General features: G+C 40.6%; 23 protein-coding genes. 16 read left to right on the forward strand and 7 right to left on the reverse strand.

Annotated features, from left to right (window positions below):
- Positions 1-21 precede the first annotated feature (21 nt).
- Together WG989_RS13835 and WG989_RS13840 are read left to right on the forward strand one after the other, a co-directional pair.
- Positions 22-1557: a flotillin family protein gene (locus tag WG989_RS13835; RefSeq protein ID WP_340430179.1), complete on the forward strand. Its 1536-nt coding sequence runs from the start codon at positions 22-24 to the stop codon at positions 1555-1557.
- A 244-nt stretch (positions 1558-1801) separates the two neighbouring features.
- Entirely contained in the window at positions 1802-2239 is a 438-nt protein-coding gene (locus WG989_RS13840; protein ID WP_340430180.1) for a hypothetical protein, read from the forward strand.
- Positions 2240-2352: 113 nt separating this feature from the next.
- Here WG989_RS13840 and WG989_RS13845 read toward each other — a convergent pair whose 3' ends face one another.
- The gene (locus tag WG989_RS13845; protein WP_340430182.1) at positions 2353-2898 is read right to left on the reverse strand and encodes a YciE/YciF ferroxidase family protein; all 546 of its coding nucleotides are present in this window, start codon (positions 2896-2898) and stop codon (positions 2353-2355) included.
- Positions 2899-3223: 325 nt separating this feature from the next.
- Between WG989_RS13845 and WG989_RS13850 the strand changes: the two genes are divergently transcribed.
- Together WG989_RS13850 and bla are read left to right on the forward strand one after the other, a co-directional pair.
- On the forward strand, positions 3224-4846 hold the full coding sequence (locus WG989_RS13850) for an endo-1,4-beta-xylanase (protein ID WP_340430183.1): 1623 nt from the start codon (positions 3224-3226) through the stop codon (positions 4844-4846).
- 244 nt (positions 4847-5090) lie between these two features.
- On the forward strand, positions 5091-5849 hold the full coding sequence (gene bla, locus WG989_RS13855; protein ID WP_340430185.1) for a subclass B1 metallo-beta-lactamase: 759 nt from the start codon (positions 5091-5093) through the stop codon (positions 5847-5849).
- 52 nt (positions 5850-5901) lie between these two features.
- On the opposite strand, the gene WG989_RS13860 is transcribed toward bla, so the two are convergent.
- From WG989_RS13860 to WG989_RS13870, 3 genes are all read right to left on the reverse strand, one after another.
- Positions 5902-6324 (reverse strand): SH3 domain-containing protein, encoded by a 423-nt coding sequence (locus WG989_RS13860; protein WP_340430186.1) that lies wholly within the window; start codon positions 6322-6324, stop codon positions 5902-5904.
- An 18-nt stretch (positions 6325-6342) separates the two neighbouring features.
- Positions 6343-6843 carry a BON domain-containing protein gene (locus tag WG989_RS13865; protein ID WP_340430187.1) on the reverse strand — a complete coding sequence of 167 codons (501 nt, stop codon included), beginning with the start codon at positions 6841-6843 and terminating at the stop codon, positions 6343-6345.
- Between the two features lie 186 nt (positions 6844-7029).
- The gene (locus tag WG989_RS13870) at positions 7030-8430 is read right to left on the reverse strand and encodes an OmpA family protein (protein ID WP_340430188.1); all 1401 of its coding nucleotides are present in this window, start codon (positions 8428-8430) and stop codon (positions 7030-7032) included.
- Positions 8431-8601: 171 nt separating this feature from the next.
- Between WG989_RS13870 and WG989_RS13875 the strand changes: the two genes are divergently transcribed.
- Positions 8602-8979: a hypothetical protein gene (locus WG989_RS13875; RefSeq protein WP_340430189.1), complete on the forward strand. Its 378-nt coding sequence runs from the start codon at positions 8602-8604 to the stop codon at positions 8977-8979.
- Between the two features lie 131 nt (positions 8980-9110).
- Positions 9111-11249, forward strand: coding sequence for an elongation factor G2 (gene fusA2 / locus WG989_RS13880; protein ID WP_340430190.1), 2139 nt, complete (start codon positions 9111-9113; stop codon positions 11247-11249).
- 99 nt (positions 11250-11348) lie between these two features.
- On the opposite strand, the gene WG989_RS13885 is transcribed toward fusA2, so the two are convergent.
- From WG989_RS13885 to WG989_RS13895, 3 genes are all read right to left on the reverse strand, one after another.
- The gene (locus tag WG989_RS13885; protein WP_340430191.1) at positions 11349-11531 is read right to left on the reverse strand and encodes a phosphatidate cytidylyltransferase; all 183 of its coding nucleotides are present in this window, start codon (positions 11529-11531) and stop codon (positions 11349-11351) included.
- 61 nt (positions 11532-11592) lie between these two features.
- Entirely contained in the window at positions 11593-11928 is a 336-nt protein-coding gene (locus WG989_RS13890) for a hypothetical protein (protein ID WP_340430193.1), read from the reverse strand.
- 130 nt (positions 11929-12058) lie between these two features.
- Positions 12059-13066: an acyl-ACP desaturase gene (locus WG989_RS13895; RefSeq protein WP_340430194.1), complete on the reverse strand. Its 1008-nt coding sequence runs from the start codon at positions 13064-13066 to the stop codon at positions 12059-12061.
- A 300-nt stretch (positions 13067-13366) separates the two neighbouring features.
- On the opposite strand from WG989_RS13895, the gene WG989_RS13900 reads away from it, so the two are divergent.
- From WG989_RS13900 to WG989_RS13945, 10 genes are all read left to right on the forward strand, one after another.
- Positions 13367-13678, forward strand: a complete 312-nt coding sequence (locus WG989_RS13900; RefSeq protein WP_340430195.1) for a hypothetical protein — start codon at positions 13367-13369, stop codon at positions 13676-13678.
- Positions 13679-13882: 204 nt separating this feature from the next.
- Positions 13883-14584, forward strand: coding sequence for a hypothetical protein (locus WG989_RS13905; RefSeq protein ID WP_340430196.1), 702 nt, complete (start codon positions 13883-13885; stop codon positions 14582-14584).
- A gap of 47 nt (positions 14585-14631) precedes the next feature.
- Positions 14632-15474 (forward strand): MlaE family ABC transporter permease, encoded by an 843-nt coding sequence (locus WG989_RS13910; protein ID WP_340430197.1) that lies wholly within the window; start codon positions 14632-14634, stop codon positions 15472-15474.
- Entirely contained in the window at positions 15471-16256 is a 786-nt protein-coding gene (locus WG989_RS13915; RefSeq protein ID WP_340430198.1) for an ABC transporter ATP-binding protein, read from the forward strand. The genes WG989_RS13910 and WG989_RS13915 overlap by 4 nt, the downstream gene beginning before the upstream one ends.
- Before the next feature lie 20 nt (positions 16257-16276).
- On the forward strand, positions 16277-17020 hold the full coding sequence (locus tag WG989_RS13920; RefSeq protein WP_340430200.1) for an MlaD family protein: 744 nt from the start codon (positions 16277-16279) through the stop codon (positions 17018-17020).
- Between the two features lie 274 nt (positions 17021-17294).
- The gene (locus tag WG989_RS13925; protein WP_340430201.1) at positions 17295-17744 is read left to right on the forward strand and encodes a hypothetical protein; all 450 of its coding nucleotides are present in this window, start codon (positions 17295-17297) and stop codon (positions 17742-17744) included.
- 208 nt (positions 17745-17952) lie between these two features.
- Complete coding sequence (locus WG989_RS13930; RefSeq protein WP_340430202.1) at positions 17953-19407, forward strand: OmpA family protein; 1455 nt, start codon at positions 17953-17955, stop codon at positions 19405-19407.
- A gap of 197 nt (positions 19408-19604) precedes the next feature.
- A complete protein-coding gene (locus WG989_RS13935; RefSeq protein ID WP_340430203.1) occupies positions 19605-20654 on the forward strand; it encodes a glycoside hydrolase family 130 protein in 1050 nt (349 codons plus the stop codon).
- Positions 20638-23001: a glycosyltransferase gene (locus tag WG989_RS13940; RefSeq protein WP_340430205.1), complete on the forward strand. Its 2364-nt coding sequence runs from the start codon at positions 20638-20640 to the stop codon at positions 22999-23001. Before WG989_RS13935 ends, WG989_RS13940 begins: the two co-directional genes overlap by 17 nt.
- Before the next feature lie 102 nt (positions 23002-23103).
- Positions 23104-23388 carry a YtxH domain-containing protein gene (locus tag WG989_RS13945; protein ID WP_340430206.1) on the forward strand — a complete coding sequence of 95 codons (285 nt, stop codon included), beginning with the start codon at positions 23104-23106 and terminating at the stop codon, positions 23386-23388.
- The last annotated feature ends 72 nt before the right edge of the window (positions 23389-23460 follow it).

Below are 23460 nucleotides of genomic sequence, written 5' to 3' on the forward strand. Positions count from 1 at the left end.
CTATAAATTAATCCCTCAATTATGGCTGAGTATTTTTTGCTGATCGTAGCAGGTGGTATCCTGTTCGCTTTTATTTTGATCTTTTCGATGTTCCGTAGGTACAAACGTTGTCCATCGGATCGTATTCTTGTTGTGTATGGTAAAGTAGGTAAAAATGCAGAAGGCTCGAGTACAGCAAAATGTATTCATGGCGGTGCTGCTTTTATCTGGCCCATTATTCAAGACTATTCGTTTCTTGATCTCACACCAATTTCCATTGAAGTAAATCTTACCAGTGCATTGAGTAAGCAAAACATTCGTGTGGATGTGCCTTCCCGTTTTACAGTTGGTATTTCCACCGAACCAAGTGTAATGCAAAATGCAGCAGAACGTTTGCTCGGTATGCAACGTCCATCTGTACACGATCTTGCAAAAGATATTATTCTCGGACAGATGCGTTTGGTTGTAGCTATGATGGATATTGAAGAGATCAACAACAACCGTGATAAATTCTTAGCCAACATTGCGAGTAACGTAGAAGCAGAGTTGAATAAGATCGGTTTAAAGATGATCAACGTAAACGTAACCGATATTAAAGATGAAAGCGGTTACATTGATGCGTTAGGTAAAGAAGCGGCAGCAAAAGCCATCAACGAAGCAAAGATCCGTGTGGCAGAGCAGGAGCGTACCGGTGATATTGGTAAAACAACGGCCGAAAAAGAACGTGATATTAAAGTGGCCGAAACACAACGTGACAGAGATATTAATGTGGCGATGGCGGTAAAAGAAAAAGAAATTCAAATTGCCGGAGCGAACAGAGATGAAAACATCGGTAAAGCAGAAGCCGAGAGAGATACCCGTGTAAAAACAGCGGAAGCAAATGCGATTGCGGTACAAGGGGAAAACTTATCGAAGATCGAGATCGCCAATTCAGATGCATTGCGCAGAGAGCGTGAAGCAGAAGCATTGAAAAAAGCGATGGCTGCTGAAAAAGTGCAGGCTGCAAAAGCGTTGGAAGAAGCGTACCTCGCTGAAAAGAAATCGGAGGAAGCTCGTGCGGAAAGAGACCGTGCAACACAAAATGCAACCATTGTAGTTGCTGCGGATATTCAGAAACAAAAACTCATTATTGAAGCACAGGCAGCTGCTGAACAGTTACGTGAAAAAGCAAAAGGTGAAGCTGACGCCATCTACGCAAAACTGGAAGCAGAGGCAAGAGGTTTGTATGAGATCTTAACCAAGCAGGCCGATGGTTTGGAACGCATTGTAAAATCAGCAGGGAACGATCCGAAAGATGCAGTACTGTTATTGATCGTTGATAAATTACCGGAGTTGGTTCGATTGCAAACAGAAGCCATTAAGAATATCAAGATCGACAAGATAACGGTGTGGGATGGTGGCGGACAAGGTGCTGATGGAAAAGGTTCTACTGCCAATTTCATGAGCGGCTTATACAAATCGGTACCACCGTTGAAAGATATTTTTGATATGGCGGGCATGGATCTGCCAACTTATCTCGGTAAAACAAAAGCAGCAGATGGCGCTGTAACCGATGCAGAAGAGGTGAAAGAGAAATGACGAATAAACGATTGATGATAAAAGAGGGACTGCTGATTTATAGCAGTCTCTCTTTGTTTGAAACTGATTTTGTGTAGCTGATGCTATGTGAATTTCTGGCGCAGCTCTCCCGACCTGTTGCAAACCGTCACTAGATTTACAACAGCAAACTGTTTCCAAGTAATAACAATGCATATAACAGCACCTGGTGACACTGTTTAATGACCTGAAGAAAATAGTATTTTTTAGCCCTATATTCACAATTATGACAGAAGACATCTTACCGGTAATTTCAACAGCAAAATTGTTCAAGAAAAGAGTGATCGTTATTTGTGCGTTTCTTGCCGGTCCTTTAGTTGGAGGCTATATGATAGCTGAAAACTTTAAACATATTGGCGAGAAAGCAAGCTATATTCGAACGCTGATCATCACGATAGCATTTACGGTGGTCATAACATTGGCGATGTTATTTGTGCCGGCTATTGAAAAGATCCCCAATATTGTATTTCCGCTTTGTTTTGCATCCATTGCTTCAGCATGCGTTTATTTTTTGCAGGAAAACAAACTACAAGATCATATCAACAACGGCGCAGTCTATCATAAAAACGAAAGGGCTTTTTTAGTGAGTTTAATAAGCCTGGCGATCTATATTGCTTTTGCGTTTTGCCTTGTATTTCTGTTTGATCTTTTAAATGTGCAATAAAACCTCGAAAGCGAAATACATTCTACAAAAAAAAGAAAGGTTGCCTTCCTTGCAAGACAACCTTTCGATAAAATTCCGGCGTACAATCAAACTGATCAACGCTACTACAAGGATTAATTTTTAATTGCCGCTGTGTTCAATTCTGTATCTGCAATGGAAGTAAGTAGTTCATCACATTTCTTTTCTTCCTTCAATGTTTGCAATAAATTCTTCAACGCTGTTTTTTGGCCCAACACTTTTGCAAAGGCGGCCAGCGTTCCATAGGTTGCAATTTCGTAATGCTCTACTTTCTGCGAAGCTCCAATGATCCCCGCATCTCTTACGGCGCCGGGTGCTGTTTCTTCCATAATGCTTGTTCCTTCTTTCAACAAACCTTCCATGGCATCACATTTTTTTGCAACTGCTTTTTTACCGATCGACTCAAAGCAGGCTTCCAGTCGTGCAACATGTTCCATTGTTTCTGCAAGATGTGATGCAATTACTTTTTTTAATTTCGGGGAAGTAGCGTTTTTCTCCATTTTCGGCAATGCTTTTGTCAGTGCTTTTTCAGCCCAATAAATATCTTTTAAGCTGTCTTCAAAAAGATCTTCCAACTCTTTCGCAGCACTTTTTTTAGCAGGAGTTTTGCCGGCGCTTACATTTTTTGATTTTGTTGCCATCGTTCATTTGTTTTAATAGTTAATTGATGCGAATGGTAAACGTTCGAAACATGCAACAGCATGATCGATCGAGTTGCCACACGCTAAAGGTGAATCATCATTTGAGAAAAACTGTTATGCAACTATTGAAATTTGTTGCATAGTTCACAGGTTTGATGTAACTGTTTTATGCAACGATTCAATGCAAGTGATCACAAGCAATGGATAATTTGAATACTGCAAAATTCAATTGTCTACCGTTCAAGCATAGTATCATTCAACACAATGTAGTTTTCAAACATATAATACATAAATTCACTCCACACTTAAAAACAGAATGCTTGATATGAAAAAAAAAATTTGTGGATTCATCTTACTGTTAACACTTTTTTTTTCCTGCAAAAAGAAAACCGGCGATGCAGGAACCACGCCACCAACACCGCCTCCCATTGTGGAAACGGTTCCGTTAAAATCGGTAGCTACATTTCCTATTGCTGCTGCTGCAAGTAACGGATCGTTTATTACCAATACATTGTCGTCCGGAATACTCAAGAGAGATTTTAATGGCATTACGTTTGAAAATGAAATGAAAAATAATGCTATCGTAAATGGTTCCGGCGGATATAATTTCGGCACGGCTGATGCAATGGTTGCTGCGGCGCAAGCGGCAAACATTCAAATTCATGGGCATGTATTAGCATGGCATGCACAAACACAAGGAGCGTATTACAGAAGTCTGCTGAATTCTTCCACTCTAAGTACAACGAACCTTACGCAAAACGCCGGTTTCGAAAATGGCGACGCTACAAGTTTTACAAATTTCACTGTGTTGAACTCCGGTAATCCTGCGGGAACAGCCACCATATCAGTTGGTGCAGGCGTAGCGGAAGTACGAACAGGTACACGCTCGTTGAAAGTAGTAAATCCTACTGCCTACACAACCGAGCAATGGCGTGTGCAGGTAGCAACAGATCCTATTGCACTTGAGGTAGGAAAACAATACCAGATCAGCTATTGGGTAAAAGCGTTGGCAGCAAATGGTTCCATTCGTTTGTCCACTCAACCTACTGCGTTGTATCAGGGCGATCAAACAATTGGTACAAACTGGCAACAGGTAACCTGGCTCATCACTGCCAATGAAGCACAAACCCGTGTGGTGTTTGATATGGGACGCAACAGCAATACTTATTTTATTGATGATGTAAGTGTAAACGAATTAATTCCTGCCGGTGGTGCTTCTAACAATTATGCAAAAGTGGATAGCTTGCTGAAAACAACGATTCAACAGATCGCAGGGCATTTTAAAGGGAAGGTACGTGGATGGGATGTGATCAACGAAATGTTTGCTGATGGTCCTGCAGGAGCAATCCGAAACAATACGAATACTGCCAATGCTACTGCGAACGATGTATTTGTGTGGAGTGAATACCTGGGCCGTGATTTTGGAGTGAAAGCATTTAACTACGCAGCGGAAGCTGATCCAACAGCAAAATTGTTTATCAACGATTATAACCTTGAATTTTCTGCTGCCAAACTTGATTCGCTGATTGCATATGTTGCAGAGATCAGAGGAAGGGGAGCGAAGGTGGATGGCATCGGCACGCAAATGCATGTGAGCATCAATACCAACAAGAATCAGATCGATAATCATTTTATAAAACTGGCGGCTACCGGTTTGCTGGTACATATTTCTGAACTGGACATTGGTGTGAATACCAATAATGCAACCAGTTTGGTGTTTACACAGGATCTGGAAAATGCACAGGCAGAGATGTACAACTATATCATTACATCGTATATGCGACATGTGCCAAAACCACAGCGTTATGGTGTAACGATTTGGGGATTGCTGGATAACCAAAGCTGGCGCTATCGAAACGGGGCTGACTATCCACTTCTCTACAATCCTTCCGGAGCAAAGAAGAAAGCATATGAGGCTGTGTTGAATGCATTAAAATCAGGACTGTAATTTAGTTGTAGTTATTTTATAATAATTTCTTCAACGCACAATTCGAAAGAGTTGTGCGTTTTTTTTGAGCAAGTGTTCCACCTCGGTGGAGCATTTGTTAAATAATAAAATAGCCCAGATTGCAGCATGGAATTCGGAAAACAAAATTTATTATCTTGTTTTAACGTTAACCGAAGTCTGCAAAGAATAAATTTGCAGCTCAACACACAGCATCGGCCAAATCAATCATCAACAACAACAAAACATGAGCCTTATTCTTCAAACATTACTGACTTTTATCATCGCAGCTACCAATCTCCAATGCAGTTCTCCAAAACAGGAAACGTTTCAAGCTAAAGAGGTTTACAAGTCAAAGCGCTTGGTCATTACCCAAATTGCGGCAAATTCATTTGTACATGTATCGTATTTGCAAACTAACGATTTCGGGAATGTGCCTTGTAACGGTTTGGTTATACGAAACAGCAACGAAACAATTGTATTCGATACTCCCACCAACGATACAAGTGCAGCAGAGTTGATCAAATGGATCAACGATTCATTAAAATGTAAGATCAATGCGATTGTGCCCACGCATTTTCATGATGATTGTCTGGGAGGACTGCAAGCATTTCATACAAGCGCAATTCCTTCGTACGCAAATGCAAAAACAATTGAACTGGCAGCAGCTAAGAACTATACAGTGCCGAAGCATGGTTTTACAGATTCAGTGGTGTTGAACATCGGTAATGAAAAAACGATCGTGAAGTTTTTTGGTGAAGGACATACAAAAGATAACGTGGTGGGTTATTTTTCAGCGGATCATATTTTGTTTGGCGGATGTTTGATCAAAGAAGTGGATGCATCGAAAGGCTTTTTGGGCGATGCAACGATTGCAGCCTGGTCGGGTACAGTTGAAAAAATTAAAGCAACATATCCTGATCTGAAATTGATTGTACCGGGGCATGGAGCTTATGGCAACACTGCATTGCTCGATTATACCATTCAATTATTCAAAAATCAATAAAACAACAAAGGCTTTCAATCGAAAGCCTTTGTTGTTTTAGTTGCTGCGGATGTTACGCCACAGGTGTAAGGTATTGTGTAAAACAATAGCCTTCTTCTCCATTATCTGTTTTGATATACCACCACTGATCGTTTTCTTTTCGTACCAGCGTGATCAATTCATGACGGGCTGCTTTTCCTACGATCTCATCTTCGGTGCTCGGTCCGCTGCGGATATTTAAGTTGCTGTTGTTGGTGGTAACTTTTAAGCGTGCACCTTCAGCAACTCCTGCAACGCTGTTAATGTTCAGCATCAGATCGCCTGAAGAATAATCAGGGTCCAGCTTTTCATAGATATCCCACAACTGCTGCTTTACTTCACCGGTTGCCTCGCCATCAATGTATAATACATTGTCTTGCTCACGTATTTGCAGATTGGTTACACCTGAAGCTGTTGCAGCATCGGTGAGTTCTTTGTATTTGTCCTGTAATGCCATAAGATGTTTCCTCCTTGTTTATTTTTTTACTAACCCTGCTGATTCAATTTTTGTAATTCCCATTGATTTGAGTGCATTTAAACTCATCATGAGTTTTTGCAAATCAGTACGCTTAATTTCGCCGGTTAGTGTAAGTACGCCATCTGTTAATTGCGTTTGTACACCGGGATAATCTTTCACCGCATCTGCTACTGCCTGTGAAAGTGCATCACTTACAGGTGGTACAACAGGTGGAGGAGGAGCAACGGTACAATTGTTCACCACCGATTTTACACCTTCTACTTTTGCTACTGCTGCTTCGCATCTTGCTTTGCAGGCGTCATCTTTACATTCGCCGCTGAGTGTGGCAACGCCATCAGTTACGGTCACCATCATGTTGGCCATGTCTGCATCTGCACTCAATACCGATTCAATGCTTGCCTGTATATCGGCATCCTTTGGTTTTTTGTTACAGGAGATGGCGCCCAGTATCAATACCGAGACCATTACTACCAGGCATCGCTGAAGTGTTTGTTTCATGTTTTTGTTTTTTAAATGATAAAATTGTTGAGCAGTCTTCAGAGTGAGGGAATCGAACCATCCTGTTGTTCGATATATAGTGTTTGCAAGCCTTATGCCAATTATAATTTTTTACAGCAATACGGGTATATTAAAAAAGGCGACGGAAATCATTTCCGTCGCCTTTCTATACAAACTGGTAATAATTTAATAATCTATTTTCATTTCCACTCTTCTGTTCTGTGCCCGTCCTTTTTCAGTTTTATTGTCGGCAATGGGTTGTGTGTCGCCATAACCTTTGTAGGTGATCCGTTCTGCTGCAATTCCTTTGCTGATAAAATAATCAGCTACGGCTTTCGCCCGGCGTTCGCTCCACATCATATTCCGTTCAGGCGTTCCTTTATTATCTGCATGTGCAGCAATACTTAATTTCAGTGATGGATTTTCCGCCAGCACTTTCACCACCTCATTTAGTGAAGCAAATGATTTTTTCAGAATTACATCACTTGCAAACTGGAAGAAGATATTCTTCGCTGCAAATTCTATTTTCTGTTTGATCTCTTCTTTAATTTCAGGGCAACCGTTGTTGGTTGTAATACCCGCTTCATTCGGGCATTTATCTTCTTCATCATTCACGCCATCTCCATCTGTATCCGGGATCAAACAGCCGCCATAACGAGCAAGTCCTGCTACATCTTTGCACTTGTCATCTTTATCAGCAATGCCATCATTATCAAAATCAGGACATCCGTTCAAGGTTCCTTTTTCGTTCGGGCATTGGTCGTTTTTATCAGCAACGCCATCGCCATCTGTATCCGGACAACCATTCAATGTGCCTTTTTCATTGGGGCATTGGTCATCTTTATCGGCCACAGCATCGCCATCGGTATCAGGGCAACCGTTCACAGTTCCTTTCACATCCGGGCAAAGATCATTAGCATCTGCAAAACCATCACCGTCTGCATCAGGTGGCAACACAGGGTCCGGCTCCGCTACAACGGTTTCTTTTTTCTTTTTACCAAATGGATTGTGTTGTGCAAAACTCAAACTGTAATGCAGGTAATCGTTATTGATCCCGTTGCTGAGTTTTTTACGCCATTGCGCCTGCAGAAACAAATATGTGCCTTCACTGAACCGGAATTGTAAACCGGTGCCAAGCGGAGCATACAATGCAACTTTATCAGGAAAGTAGCCGATACCAATACCAGCTGTTAAAAATGGATTTACTCTTGCTTTTTCTTTGAATGCACGAAGATGAAGCAACGCATCTAATTGCAAACTGAAACCAGCCTGGCCAATGCTATCGTCTTTTACAAAATTGGCAGGAAAGTTGGAGAAGGTTCCGTTGAGGTTACCGGATGCATCAACTTTTTCAGTTAGTCCTTTCCAGTAACTCACACCAAAGCCAAACGACATATTGCCGGGCTTGTACCAATCGTTTTGAGTAAAGGCTTTGCTGAGTGTTGAATCATTGATGAGTTGCGGAAACCGGTAATCAGACAGGCTGAGATTGTAGGAAATAAATCCGGGTTTCTTCAGTGGTTGCTGGGCAGTTGCCGTAAAAATACTTAACAGTGCAAATGCAGTTAGTAAGCGGTTTGGTTTCATAGAAATTAATTGAGCGCTAAATTAACGTTCGAAACGGGATTATTTGTATAAAACCTGTTTTCTTTTTGTGCGAAACTCAATTGTTTTTTTATAGGTTTTATGAGAATGAATGACTAAATTTAAGTAGCTCTTTGATGATACACTATTTACTCACTTTTAAAACTGTTTCCCATGGTTTCAACAGACACAACACAGCTCAACAGGGAATGCAGCTCCTGGAGGGAGCATCTGCGTTCCTACCGCAACGAAATGAGTCAACTGAGAGATCAGCTGCAACTCATGGCCAGCGGCGAAAATGACAAGGAAGTCCTTACCGAAGTGGAACATTATCACAACCAATTCTACATTCAACAGATCAACATCCACGATCTGAAACAAGCGATCAAATCGCACGACCGACGCTTACAAATTGAAGAAACACAACGTAACGGTCAACTTTCTGAAGAAGCATTGCATGAACATGAACAACTGCACGATCAGTACGAAGTGCTTGAACACACCTTGCATGAACTTCGAAGTGATTTCAGAAATTTTGTAGCGAAAGCATAAGCCTTTCTCTTATCTGTCAAAGACAACCTCCCAGCCACCCATTCAATTCTATCTGTGCCCTTGTGCAGTTAATACCTGTACCTGCAACTGTATGCGGGCAGGTGATTGTTTACATTTAAAACTTGAATGTTATGGCAGACTTTGATACCTCACACGTAAAAAACATTGTCTTGCTGGGCCATGCCGGCTCCGGTAAGACAACATTAGGGGAATGCATGTTGTATGAAGCAGGCATTGTTACCCGCCGCGGCTCTATTGCAGAACGTAATACTGTAGCCGATTATCATGACCTTGAACAGGAACGTGGTAATTCCGTTTTTTCCAAACTCTTACACAGCAAATGGCGTGGATACAAGATCAATATTATTGACACGCCGGGATACGATGATTTTGTGGGCGAAGTGATCAGTGCATTGCGGGTAGCTGATACCGGTGTAATGCTCATCAACGCATCTCGTGGTGTGGAAGTGGGTACCGATATTATTTGGGATTATACCGAGCAGTTTAAAACGCCTATGATCTTTGCGGTGAATAAACTCGATGAAGAAACGGCCGATTTTGATAAAGCAGTTGCAGAAGCAAAAGCACATTTTGGCTCAAACATCACCGTGGTGCAATATCCACGACAACAAGGTGCCGGCTTTCACGAAATCATTGATGTGTTGCGCATGACGATGTATAAATTTAAAGACAGTGGTGGTAAGCCCGAAAAACTTTCGATCCCTGATGATGAAAAAGAGAGAGCCGATAAACTGCATAAAGAATTGATCGAAGCAGTTGCAGGAAACGATGAAACATTGATGGAAAAATATTTCGACAAAGGTGAACTGGATGAAGATGAGATCAAAGCCGGAATGAAAAAAGCAATGATCAATCACGATCTGTTTCCATTGTTCTGCTTATCGGCCGAACGCAACATGGGCAGTGGAAGATTGATGGGCTTTATTGACAACGTTTGCCCGAGTGCTAATGAAATGCCGCCGCAAAAAACAAAAGCAGGAGGAACACTTACCTGCGATGCGAATGGCCCCGCTTGTATTTTTATTTACAAAACAGTGAGTGAGCCGCATGTGGGAGAACTGAGTTTCTTTAAAGTATACAGCGGAACAATTAAATCCGGAATGGAGTTGGTGAATGAAACAACCGGTGTGTCGGAAAAAATATCACAGTTGTTTGTGGTTGAAGGAAACAAACGCACACAGATAAATGAATTAACGGCAGGTGATATTGGTGCTACGTTAAAACTCCGGAATACGCATGTAAACAATACGCTTCACGACAAAGGGAAAGATATTGAATTGATGCCCATTGAATTTCCGGCTTCCAATCTTACCATGGCTATTGAAAGTACAAAGAAAGGAGAGGAGGAAAAATTAGCAACAGCTTTACACGATCTGCGTCATGAAGATCCAACGTTTAAAGTAGAAGTCTCACCCGAGTTAAAACAAACATTGATCCATTGTCAGGGCGATATGCATCTGGCTGTTGCCAAATGGAAAATTGAACACCAGCATAAACTGGAAGTGAAATTTACACGTCCACGTATTCCATACCGTGAAACAATACGCCGTAGTGCCGATAGTATGTATCGTCATAAAAAACAAAGTGGTGGTAACGGACAATTTGGTGAAGTGCATCTGCGTATTGAACCCTGGCATGAAGGAATGCCGGAGCCTGCTGATTTGAATGTGCGTGGCAGAGAAACGCATGAATTGCCCTGGGGCGGAAAATTAGTGTATTACAACTGCGTGGTTGGTGGTGCCATTGATGTGCGGTTTCTTCCGTCCATTCTGAAAGGTGTAATGGAGAAAATGGTGGAAGGTCCACTAACGGGGTCGTATGTACGGGATGTACGTGTATGTGTGTTTGATGGAAAGATGCATCCTGTTGACAGTAACGATATCTCGTTCAAGATCGCAGGATTACAAGCATTCCGCCAGGCATTTCAACAGGCCGATCCCCAGATACTTGAACCAATGTATCATGTAGAAGTGCTTTGTCCGGAAGATTTGACCGGTGCGGTGATCGGTGATCTGCAAACACGCCGGGCAATGGTAGAAGGCATGGACACGGAAGGCCATTTTACAAAAGTGATCGCAAAAGTTCCATTGGCTGAAATGCAGGATTACAGCAGCAACCTTCGTTCATTTACCCAAGGCCGTGCAAAGTTCCGTATGCATTTCTTAGAGTATGAACCATTGCCATTTGAAGTACAACGCAAACTTGCTGATGAATACAGTAAAGTAGCGAAGGAAGAGGTGATGGCATAACAACATGCTTGCATAAAACAAAAAGTGCAGTCTTTCGACTGCACTTTTTTATTGAAACCAAGGACCCGTTTGCTGTTCTGTTATTTCTTCAGGCAGCTCTTATTTTCTGCCACGTCCAATGCGAACAATAATGAAAATAAGAAGTGCAATAATTGCTACAACAATAAAAATACCAACTCCCATACCTGCTTTAAAAATTCCTTCAACTACAGCGCAGGAACTAAACATGGTAGTGGTTAGTGCAAGTAACATTATGCGGATAGAATTTGAAATGTTCATCATAAATTCTCTGTTGAATGTCCACCCCAGTTTCCCTGAAGTGATGATTGTATAAACCGTTACATTAAAAAACTTTGTTATCGTCTTTGTTTACCACCTGTTGTGCATCTGAATCACCTTCGATCCCTTGTTGCGGTTTGGGATTGAGCGGTTCTTCTTCTATTGGTGTTTCGGTCTTGTACTCATCTGTATCATTTCTTTCTTCATCTTCCATTATAATTTCGCCCGAATCTTTTTTCTTATCATCGCCAATGCCCGGTACTTCTGTTTCCGGCTTTTCTTCTTTTAAAGAAGGATCATCAGGGATTGGCTTTTTACCATTGAAATCCTCATTGGTCTTTTGTTTGAGGGCATTTGCTGTGTCTTCTTTATGTTCGTTGACTGTTTGATGTTTTTCCATTGCTTTAAATTTTAAAATGACAAGTAATTTGTTTCGCTGCAACAAAAATGCGTTGTATAAAACGGGATATGTTACACAATTTGATGATAGTGTTACAACTTTCGATCATTTACATACTTGAGGCCGGTTGTTACCGTACCCACACCGGTGCCATTACCATTTGCTGTGGTTGCAAACGTTCCGCAATGCGGCGGTATCGATCGGCAAGTGTACACAAATACTCCTGTGCTTTAGCTGCATAATCTTTCAGTCCCGTCATGCCCTCAATTTTCCATTGCTGAGTGAGGTGATGAATAATATTTGCATAATCGAATGTGGTGTAAATGCCCATCTTTTCGGAGATCATCGAAAAACGTGTAAACAAACTGTCGGTTGTTGCGTGGTCCATCAGCAACGCAGGCATGGTAATTTGTTTCTTCATCATTTTTTCAAATGCCAGTAAAGCGCCATCGGGGTCTATTTCAAAAATATTCGACATAAAACTTTTGTACGCTTTCTCGTGCCTTGCTTCATCACCGGCAATGGTTTTGCAAATGCGTGACAATGTATCATCGCCTGCTTTTGCAGCCAGCTTCCCTGTATTTACATGTGCAATTTTTGTAGCCCGTTCCTGAAAGGATGTATAGATCATTGCCTGATACGGATCCTGTTCTACTTTTCCATCAAATCCATTTGCGATCAGGTTGTGAATGGTGATCTCAACTGCTTTCATGTCGGCTCGGCCCGATAAATACAGGTATTTATTCAGCAGATCGCCATGTCTGTTTTCTTCGGCTGTCCACGACCGTGACCATTGCACCCATCCGTTTTCACTCGCCATATTTCCTTCTTCATTCACACCTTTCAACAAGTTGAAAAAAGCCTGGTAGTTTGGTAATGCTTCTTCTGTGATCATATTTCCTACTAAGGAAGTGATCACTTCCGGTGGAATAGCATCGGTTCGTTTTCGCAGGAGCAGTACCTGTTCCATTGCATCTTCTCTTGCCATATCGGGTAAAAAATCAGTTGGTTGCCAGCATTGTTGCGGATCAACCAGATATTCATTTACTGCACGTGAAGCGGCCGATTCAAGCGTGGCCATCACTGCTGCATTTTTTTCTAATTCGTTCGTAAGAGGTTGCATAAAAAGTGTACCCATGTTTATAGTAAGGTAACATCCTAAAGTTGAAAGAAATCCGCCACACAGGAATTACAGGCTGCCGGTAAAAGATTGTATAATTCACAGGTTTTTTAGTTAGTGCAGGAAGAAGATTTTTACCTGAGATGAGTTGTAATTCAGCATAGAAGACTGTTATGTGTTTCCATATCAGACCCTTATGTGGGAATTCTGTAACATATTCTTATAAAGCTGTAATTACCAAGAACAGAAAGCAATGCACCTTTATGTGTCTATTAAACTTCGATCATATCAAAACTTCATTACATTAAACACAAACACATGAAACAAGGGAAAATTGTAAAATTGATAACTGCATCGCTTTTCGTTTTGTTTACGTTGCCTGCCAGTGCAAGCACCATTACATCCGACTCATCTATTGTAACAACCAATGAAATACGGGTGCAGCAAATGTCGGATCGACTGCAGGAAATTAAAGCGATCGATAAATCATCATTAACAAAATCGGAGAAAAAAGAACTTCGTTCTGAAGTTGTTGAGATCAAAAAAGAAATGAAAGCAGTAAGCGGCGGTGTCTACATCTCTGTAGGTGCATTGATCCTCATCCTTATTTTGCTGATCATTCTTTTGTAATCGTTCCTTCCAATAATGGCTGTTCTGTTCTCAAACAGATATAATCAGTCATACATATCCTGTCACATCTGCCCTGAAACAGTAAGTAATATTCTGTTTCGGAAAAAAATACACAACCTGGCAATAGCAATATTGCCGGGTTGTTAACTTAACTCATTTGAAGAAAGTAACTTCTTTTTTCGAGTGCGTGCATCAATATAATTTATGAAACATGTAAGCAGGGATCGTATTTCAACGTGGGTTCAAATAACACTGGTCGTCTTTCTTCTTGGTTATTCAGCCGTAAAAGGTAATCCTGAATCAAAAGAAAATTTGCTGAACAGGCCAATGGAACAAACAACTTCAACAAGAGAGCTGGAGGCACAGATGGTGGAATTGTGGGAACAGCATGTAGCATGGAACAGAAATGTAATGCTGTGTATTGTTGATGAATTGCCCGGAACCGATCAGGCAGTAGAGCGTCTTCATCAAAATAAAATTGAGATCGGAGATGCAATTAAGCCTTATTATGGAGAAGCAACAGGTGATCAACTCACAAAACTGTTATATGAGCATGTAACGATTTCTGCCGAAGTGATCACACTTGCGAAAGCAGAAAAAAATACAGCATTGCAGGAAGCTAATCAACGCTGGTATGCCAATGCCGAAGAAATAGCAGGATTTCTTGCAGAGACCAACCCGTATTGGGCATTGGATGATATTAAACTGATCATTAAGGAACAACTTATTTTAACTACGAATCAGGCTGTATATCGTATTCAGAAAAATTACAGCGCTGATGTAATTGCTTATGATAAAGCTCATTCGGATGTTTTGAAAATGGCGGGCATTTTTGCAAATGGTATTGCAAAACAGTTTCCTGAAAAATTCAAAACTGATCCGGCTGTCTTGTTGGTTAAATATTAATTATAACATTTCAATTTTATTATAACGGACATCATCCGTTTGCTATTATGGCTAAATTCAACCCAGCCACTAAATTAACGGCCATTGTTACAAAGCAATCATTGCTTGCCAGTGAACGGGCCATTGCAAATACAAAAGAAGCCGGTAATTTCTTAACAGACATTGCGGATGTGTTTTTATTTGTAGGCCGTATCATGCGTGAAATGTTTTCACGTGATTTTGAGTTCAAAGAATTTCTCCGTCAATGTTACCAGGTTGGTTACAAATCACTTCCGTTAATTTCTATGACGGGTGGTATCATGGGCTTTGTGTTAACAATCCAATCACGACCGGTACTGGCCGATTTTGGTGCAGTGTCCATGTTGCCAAGTATGGTAAGTCTTTCGTTGATCCGTGAAATGGGACCGGTAATTACGGCACTTATTTGTGCAGGAAAAATTGGATCAGGTATGGGAGCTGAACTTGGTTCTATGAAAGTAACGGAACAGATCGATGCAATGGAAGTATCATCCATCAACCCCATTAAATATTTATTGGTAACAAGAGTTTTAGCGGCAACGATCATGATTCCGCTACTCACCATTTATGCAGATGCATGTGGTGTGTTTGGCAGTTGGATCGGTGCAAATATTAAAGGCGATGTTTCGATCACACTGTTTTTTTCGCAGGCGTTTGCACCGGTTGACATGATCGATGTATTGCCGGCTGTAATTAAAACATTCTTCTTTGGTGCGGTTATTGGGTTTGTAGGTTGTTACAAAGGGTACAATGCAGGCAGTGGTACACAAAGTGTTGGTGTTGCTGCTACATCGGCTGTTGTAATGGCTTCGTTACTGGTATTTATAGTAGATATGATTGCTGTACAAATAACCGATCTCATCATATCATGAACACAGAAACAGAACAGGAAATTATTCGTGAAGATAAACAGGCTGCATCGGCAGGTCCGGTGATCGATATTCAACATTTGAAAAAATCGTTTGGTGCACAGGAAATTCTGAAAGACGTTTCACTTACGCTTGGCTTGGGTGAAAACCTGGTGGTAATGGGGAAATCAGGATCAGGTAAATCGGTGCTCATCAAATGCCTCGTTGGTTTATTAAAACCCGATAGTGGCAATATTACCATACTCGAAAAGGATGTAACCTCATTGCAACGAAAAGAATTGAATGAGTTACGACAAAAGATCGGTTTCCTTTTTCAAAGCGGTGCGTTGTATGATTCAATGACGGTAAAACAGAATATTGAATTTCCCTTGCGAAGAATTAAGAAAGAACTGACGGAAAAACAAATTGCCGAAAAAGTACATGAAGTACTGGAGAATGTTGATTTGGTTGATTCATTGAACAAAATGCCTTCTGCACTTTCCGGTGGTATGCGCAAACGCATCAGCCTTGCACGAACCATTGTAGTGGATCCATTGATCATGCTGTACGATGAACCAACAACCGGACTTGATCCTGTAACCTCCGATGAAATAAGTGCCTTGATCCTGGATGTACAAAAAAAATACAAAACATCCTCTATTATCATTACACACGATATCAAGTGTGCGTTGCATACTGCTAACCGTATCGTTATGCTACGGGAGGGACTTGTTTTTATGGAAGGGAAACCGGAAGAATTTAAAAAGTCAACAGACGAATACATTCAATCATTTTCTTTTCAATAAAGAAAAATAACTAATTAACTATGGATACAGCATCACAATCATACAAAATAAGACTCGGTCTTTTTATACTGGGCGGTTTACTGTTGCTTGCAGTATTACTTTTTATTATTGGGAAAAAGAACAACCTTTTTACACCGGTTTTTACAATTACTTCTACGTTTTACAATGTAAGCGGTTTGCAGGTAGGTAATAATATCCGCTTCTCCGGCATCACTGTTGGTACGGTGGATGATATTCAGATCATCAACGATTCAACTGTAAAAGTGGTGATGGTGATCAGGAATAATATCCGGAAATTTATTAAAGCAGACAGTAAAGCAATTATCGGTTCCGAAGGAATTATTGGTGATCGGTTAGTCATTATTTCCCAGGGAACTTCAGAATCGCCAGTTGTAAAAGAAGGGCAGCTGCTTGAATCGGAAGAACCGGTTGAAACAGATGAAATTATGGCAAGCCTGCAAATTACAGCTGCGAATGCTGAGATTATTACAGATCAGTTGGCTGAAGTGATGATCAAAGTAAATAATGGGAATGGTACATTGGGTCGATTAATTTCTGATCCCACCATTGCCAATAATCTGAGCACAACAATGCAGAATATGAAAACAAGCAGCCAGGGGCTAACCGAGAACATGGAAGCTGCAAAAGAGAATTTTTTACTGAAAGGTTATTTTAACCGAAAGAAAAAAGCAGCCGCTAAAAGAGAGGCCGATAAAAAGGCGGCAGAATTAAAAGCTGCCGAAGAAAAAAAGAAGGGCAATTGATTTTAGTTATGTTTCTGCACGATGTGTGAATCTTATAATAGTATAGCTGAAACGTATAAAGTAAATGAATAAAATAGAAGCACCTTTACATTCATTAACAGTTATGCTTGAATAACACCCATTACAAAAGATGGCAGAAGATGCGGACAGGGTCCGGCTTTTGTTCTTTATAAAATGCCGTAGTAGCAGAACATTCGTTATGCGGCATTTTTTTTAAACAGACATTTTTCAATCAACATTGAACCTGCCGGTTCATTCATCAAAAACAAACAACATGAAAAAAATCGTTTATTTATTTTCCGTTATAACTTTATTTGCAGGTGTGCTTCTGTACAGTTGTGACACAACGCCGAAAGACGATGCAGCTGATAACGAAGTAAAAGATACTGTTGTGATCGAGCAAAAAACCACAGAGGTTGTTACCGTTCGAGTGGCTACATCCGAAGAGTGGGCCGCTTTCAAAAAAGATGCAGAAGAGCGAATAGAAGCGAATGAGAAACGTATTGAAGAACTGAAAGTGAAACTGAAAAAGCCGGGTAAGTTATTAGACAAAATGTACGAAGATCGTATTGCAACATTACGTGAGCGTAACAGAGAACTAAGAGCAAAGATCGCAGGATACGAAACAACACAAACAGATTGGGAAAAATTCAAATCAGAGTTTAATCATGATATGAATGAACTCGGAAAAGCGATCGACGATATTTTTACAGATAATAAATAAAGTAAGAACGTGTGATTTAAAAACAGGCGGGATCATATCCTGCCTGTTTTTATTTACAGCAGATACCGTTTGTAAACAATCAGTTCATTCTATTTTATTGGTAATCGAATTATATGGGTGTGAATGATGTAATGTATTCAGGTAGTTGTGTAATGTTTTCCAAATGAAACGGGGTCAACTTTGCGGTTCATTAATATTAAACAACAAAATGAAAAAGCTTACAATGCTATGTATACTGTCGATCTGTACATACATAGCAATTGCACAAACACAAGACAAAAAATGGAATATTGGATTGCATGGAGGAGCTGCACAATACAAAGGTGATTTAGGAAATGATTTCTATAAAACAGATATGGCTTTTTATGGCTTTGGCGGTCTTTCGTTGTCGCATTATATCGGATCGCACCTTGATCTTACAATCATGGGAACAAGAGGGAAGATCGGATTTAATCGTCCTTCAGGAAATTTTGTGAGCGATGTAACTACAGCAAGTGTGAATTTGCGTGTAAATGTTTTAGGTCCAAATTCGCCGGTACGCCCATATGGATTTGTAGGATTTGGAGCAATGCTGTTCGATAAGAAGTTAGAGGTCACCAAACAAAATCTTGACTTTGCAACACCAACTGCAGGCGCAGGCTTGAATATCAAATTAGGCCCTGTGGTAAATTTGAATTTACAGGAAACATTTTTATTCTCTAACAGAGATAGAAGAGATGGTGTTAATGCGGGAAAAAATGATGAATATCTTTTTCATTCGGCTGGTTTAACATTTAATCTCGGTAAAAAGAAAGATGCAGATAATGACGGTGTTGCAGACAGGTTAGATAAATGTCCGAACACACCTGCAATGGTAGCTGTTGATAAAACAGGTTGTCCGCTTGATAAAGATGCAGATGGTGTGCCCGATTACCTGGATGCATGTCCCGATGCTGCAGGTCCGCAATTGTTGAATGGTTGTCCGGATAAAGATGGCGATGGTATTGCAGATAAAGATGATCGTTGCCCTGATGTGGCCGGTAGTGCTGCCTTCCAGGGTTGTGCAGATACAGATGCTGATGGCGTAGCGGATATCGATGATAAATGCCCTGATACAAAAGCAGGTTACAAAGTGGATGCAGCAGGTTGCACACTTGATAATGATAAAGATGGTCTTGTTAATGAAGAAGACCGTTGCCCGGATGCAGCAGGACCTGCAAGTTTAAAAGGTTGTCCTGATACAGATGGAGATGGTGTTGCCGATATTGATGATCGTTGTCCAACGATCAAAGGAACAATTCCAAACAAGGGTTGTCCTGAGATCACTAAAGAAGTTGAAACAAAGATCACAACTATTGCACGTAATCTTTTCTTCGAAACAAACAGTGATGTGTTGAAAGTGGCCTCTTTATCAAGATTGGATGAATTGGTTTTGATTCTTCGTGAATACGAAAATGCAAAATTAACGATCGAAGGTCATACAGATAGCCAGGGAGCAGACGATTTCAATATGACACTTTCAGAAAAGCGAAGTGCATCTGTACGGAAGTATTTAATCGAAAAAGGAATTTCAGAATCACGTTTGATGAGTAAAGGTTTTGGTGAAAGTACTCCGATCGCAGATAATAAAACTGCAGCAGGCCGTGCTAAAAACCGACGTGTAGAGTTGAAAACATCGTACTAAGTTTTTGAAGTGGAACGACAGATAGATGGTTTGAAGTTTAGGGGCTGTGAATAACAGCCCCTTTTTTTATGATCATAAATGTGTGAATGATATAACAGTTTCAGTTGAATGTATAAATAATAGCCGCATGAAAGCTGTCACCTTTACAGAGGTATGATTACTATTTGGCCATTTAAGAACAGCTAACCGGTTAAAATATGATTGAGGTAAAAAAAGAAGGCATTATTCTTAAGAAAAGAGCATTGGATTTTGAATGTGAAGGTGTACTGAATCCCGCAGTGATCAGTTATAATAACTTCATTCATATTTTTTACAGGGCAGTTGGAAAGGGGAACTACTCCAGTATTGGTTATTGCAGATTGAGCAGCCCAATGCAAATAGAAGAACAATTTGATTCACCTGTGTTATTTCCGCAGTATGATTATGAAGTACATGGTGTTGAAGATCCACGTATTGTTTTGATCGATGATCTTTTTTATCTCACATACACAGCGTATGATGGCATTAATGCATTAGGAGCATTGGCTGTTTCACCTGATCTGCAAACATGGGAGAAAAAAGGAATCATCACGCCGCAAATCATGTATGATGCATTCAAACTTCTGGCTGAATCAAAAGGAATCATCAATGAAAAATACCTTCGGTTTAATGAAGATTTCCGTTTTCCTGCCAAACAAGATCAGAAGATAATGGTATGGGATAAGAATGTAATATTTTTTCCCCGCCGTATCAATGGCAAATTGCATTTTCTTCACCGGATACGCCCCGATATTCAGTTAGCCGCTGTACAGGAACTGGAAGATCTCACACAGGAATTCTGGCAAAACTATTTCCTGAAAATAGAAGAGGGGATCGTACTGACATCAAAATACAAACACGAGGTAAGTTATATTGGTGGTGGTTGTCCGCCTGTTGAAACAGAACATGGTTGGCTGCTGATCTACCATGGTGTGCACGATACCATCAAAGGATATGTGTACACTGCATGTGCGGCACTACTCGATCTGAATAATCCTTTTGTAGAAATTGCACGACTACCGTATGCTTTATTTAAGCCTGATAATGTATGGGAGCTGGAAGGTTATGTAAACAATGTTTGCTTCCCTACAGGAACTGTGTTGGTGAACGATATACTTTACATTTATTATGGTGCAGCCGATGACAAGATTGCATGTGCAAGTGTAAGCTTGTCGGCCTTAGTGGAGGAGTTACTGTTAAACCGAAAAAAAGATGAAACAACGATTTGAAGAGTATATACACCGACCGTTACCACTTTCGTACGAACAATTTGAAGGGTGGGGTAATGATCTGCATCTTGCTTCGGGAAAAAAGAAATTGCCGGAAGTGCTCTTTATTACATCCTACCCGCCGAGAGAATGTGGAATTGCAACTTATTCGCAAGATCTGATCAAAATGCTCAGCAGCAAATTCGATCATTCATTTGATTTCAGCATCTGCGCACTTGAATCAGATACCGAGCAATATACGTATGCAGAGCCGATCAAGTATATTTTGAACACCAATACCGTACATGCGTTTCAAAATATGGCGGCAACAATAAATGCCGACACGGTAGTAGAACTGGTTGTACTGCAACATGAATTTGGTTTTTATACTGCGAATGAAAAAGATTTTTCTGCATTTTTGAAATTGCTGCAAAAACCATTTGTACTGGTGTTCCATACTGTATTACCATCGCCTGATGAGCCCTTACTTTTTTTTGTACAGGAAATCAGCATGCTGGCTGCATCGGTAGTTGTAATGACCAAGTCGTCAAAGAAAATTCTTGTGAGCGATTATCTATTGCCGGTAAAAAAAATACTGGTGATTCCACACGGTACACATTTGGTGCCGCATGAAGCGGAGGAAACGTTGAAAGAAAAACACAATCTTAGCGGCCGGAAAATACTTTCCACATTTGGTTTGCTTAGTTCGGGAAAAAGTATTGAAACTACATTGCAGGCATTGCCTTCCATTATTCAGAAAAACCCGGATGTGTTGTTTCTCATCATTGGCAAAACACATCCTTCCGTTGTAAAAGAGCAGGGCGAGGCCTATCGGCAAAAACTGGAGAAAATGGTGAAGGAGTTGCAATTGGAGGAGCATGTGCAGTTCATTAATGCATTTCTACCGCTGCCTCAGTTACTCGAATATTTGCAGCTTACGGATATTTATCTTTTTACATCAAAAGATCGTAACCAGGCAGTAAGCGGAACGTTTTCGTATGCTATCAGTTGCGGTTGTCCTATTATCTCTACACCCATTCCACATGCAAGGGAAGTGTTGAAAAACGATGCCGGTGTGATCATCGATTTTGAAGCTCCGGAACAACTCGCAATTGAAGTGAATCGTTTATTACAAAATGAAGAACTGCGAAAAAATATGAGCTCAAACGGTTTGCACCGGATGGCATCAACGGCGTGGGAAAATGCAGCGATCTGTCATGCACGGTTGTTTAAAGCGATCATTGATAATAGTATGGCACTTACTTATAACTTGCCGGAAATTCATTTACAGCATATAAAAAAACTAACGACCAGGTTTGGGATGATCCAGTTTGCCAAGATCAATCAACCTGACCATGACTCCGGCTACACAGTTGATGATAATGCAAGGGCATTGATCGCCATGTGCCAGCATTTTGAACTTACACGTGATAAAGCTGATATTCCATACATCCACATTTATTTAAAGTTTATTGAATTTTGTCAACAACATGATGGAAGTTTTCTCAATTACGTAAACACGGAGAAAAAATTTACTTCACAGAATTATGAAACCAATCTTGCCGATTCAAATGGTCGCTCTATCTGGGCATTGGGGTATCTGGTTTCTTTGCGGCCGCTCTTACCGGCACAACTAACGGCGCTGGCTAATCGTATAATCGAAAATTCATTACCACATCTCAATGCGTTGCATTCAACCCGTGCCATGGCATTTATCATCAAAGGGTTGTACTATCGTCATCTGAAAATAAAAACCGAACAGAATGCCAGTTTGATCACCGAATTGGCCAACCGCCTGTTACAAATGTACAGGCACGAGCGGCGCAACGGCTGGCATTGGTTTGAAAGTTATCTTACCTATGCCAATAGTTTATTGCCCGAGGCCATGTTGTACGCCTGGCTCCACACCGGCAATATTCTTTACAAAGAAGTGGCTGTGGAAGCGTTTGATTTTTTGTTGTCGAAAACATTCAGTCCAAGTAGGATCAAAGTAATTTCAAATCAAAACTGGCTGCACGATGGCATTGAGGTTGTAAAGAAAAAGAATGGGGGAGAGCAGCCCATTGATGTAGCCTACAGCATTCTTGCGTTAAATAAATTTTATGATGTGTTCAAGACCAAACATTATAAAACCAAAATGGATATTGCGTTCAATTGGTTTTTAGGAGCCAATCATTTGCATCAGATCATTTACAACCCATGTACAGGCGGTTGTTATGATGGGTTGGAAGAGGATTATGTAAACCTCAACCAGGGAGCAGAGTCAACCGTAAGTTACCTGATGGCCCGCTTAACAGTTGAAAAGATGCAACGGAATATACGAAGGGTAGTGGAACAGAAAAATCATGCATTTAATTTTAACCTGTAAATGATCTGCAATGTGGGAAATATGCAAATGAATCGGAAAATCGTGTAAGATTTTCGGGTTCAAACAAAGCGACCTTTACAAACAACATAAAAAAAACATACTATGAGTGCAGGAAAAATTGTAGCAGCCGTGTTAGCCGGCGTTGCTGTAGGTGCCGCTTTAGGAATTTTGTTTGCGCCTGAAAAAGGTTCTGAAACAAGACGCAGAATTGCCAAGAAAGGAAAAGACTATGCAGATGAGCTTGGTGAAAAAGCCAATGAGTTTATTGATGGCATTACAGAGAAATATGAAAATGTAAAGGAAGATGCATTACGTATGACGGAAAACGGAAAACGCAAGGCAGAGCAGATGGGTAATTCGATCATCCACCCGAAACAAAATATGTAACAGCGGATTTTTTCCGAAACTGTAACGCAGGGATATAATAGCAGATCAACGTTGTGCAGAATCCGGAATTCA

It is taken from the genome of Lacibacter sp. H407, from assembly GCF_037892605.1.
In the GTDB taxonomy this organism is placed as follows: Bacteria; Bacteroidota; Bacteroidia; order Chitinophagales; family Chitinophagaceae; genus Lacibacter.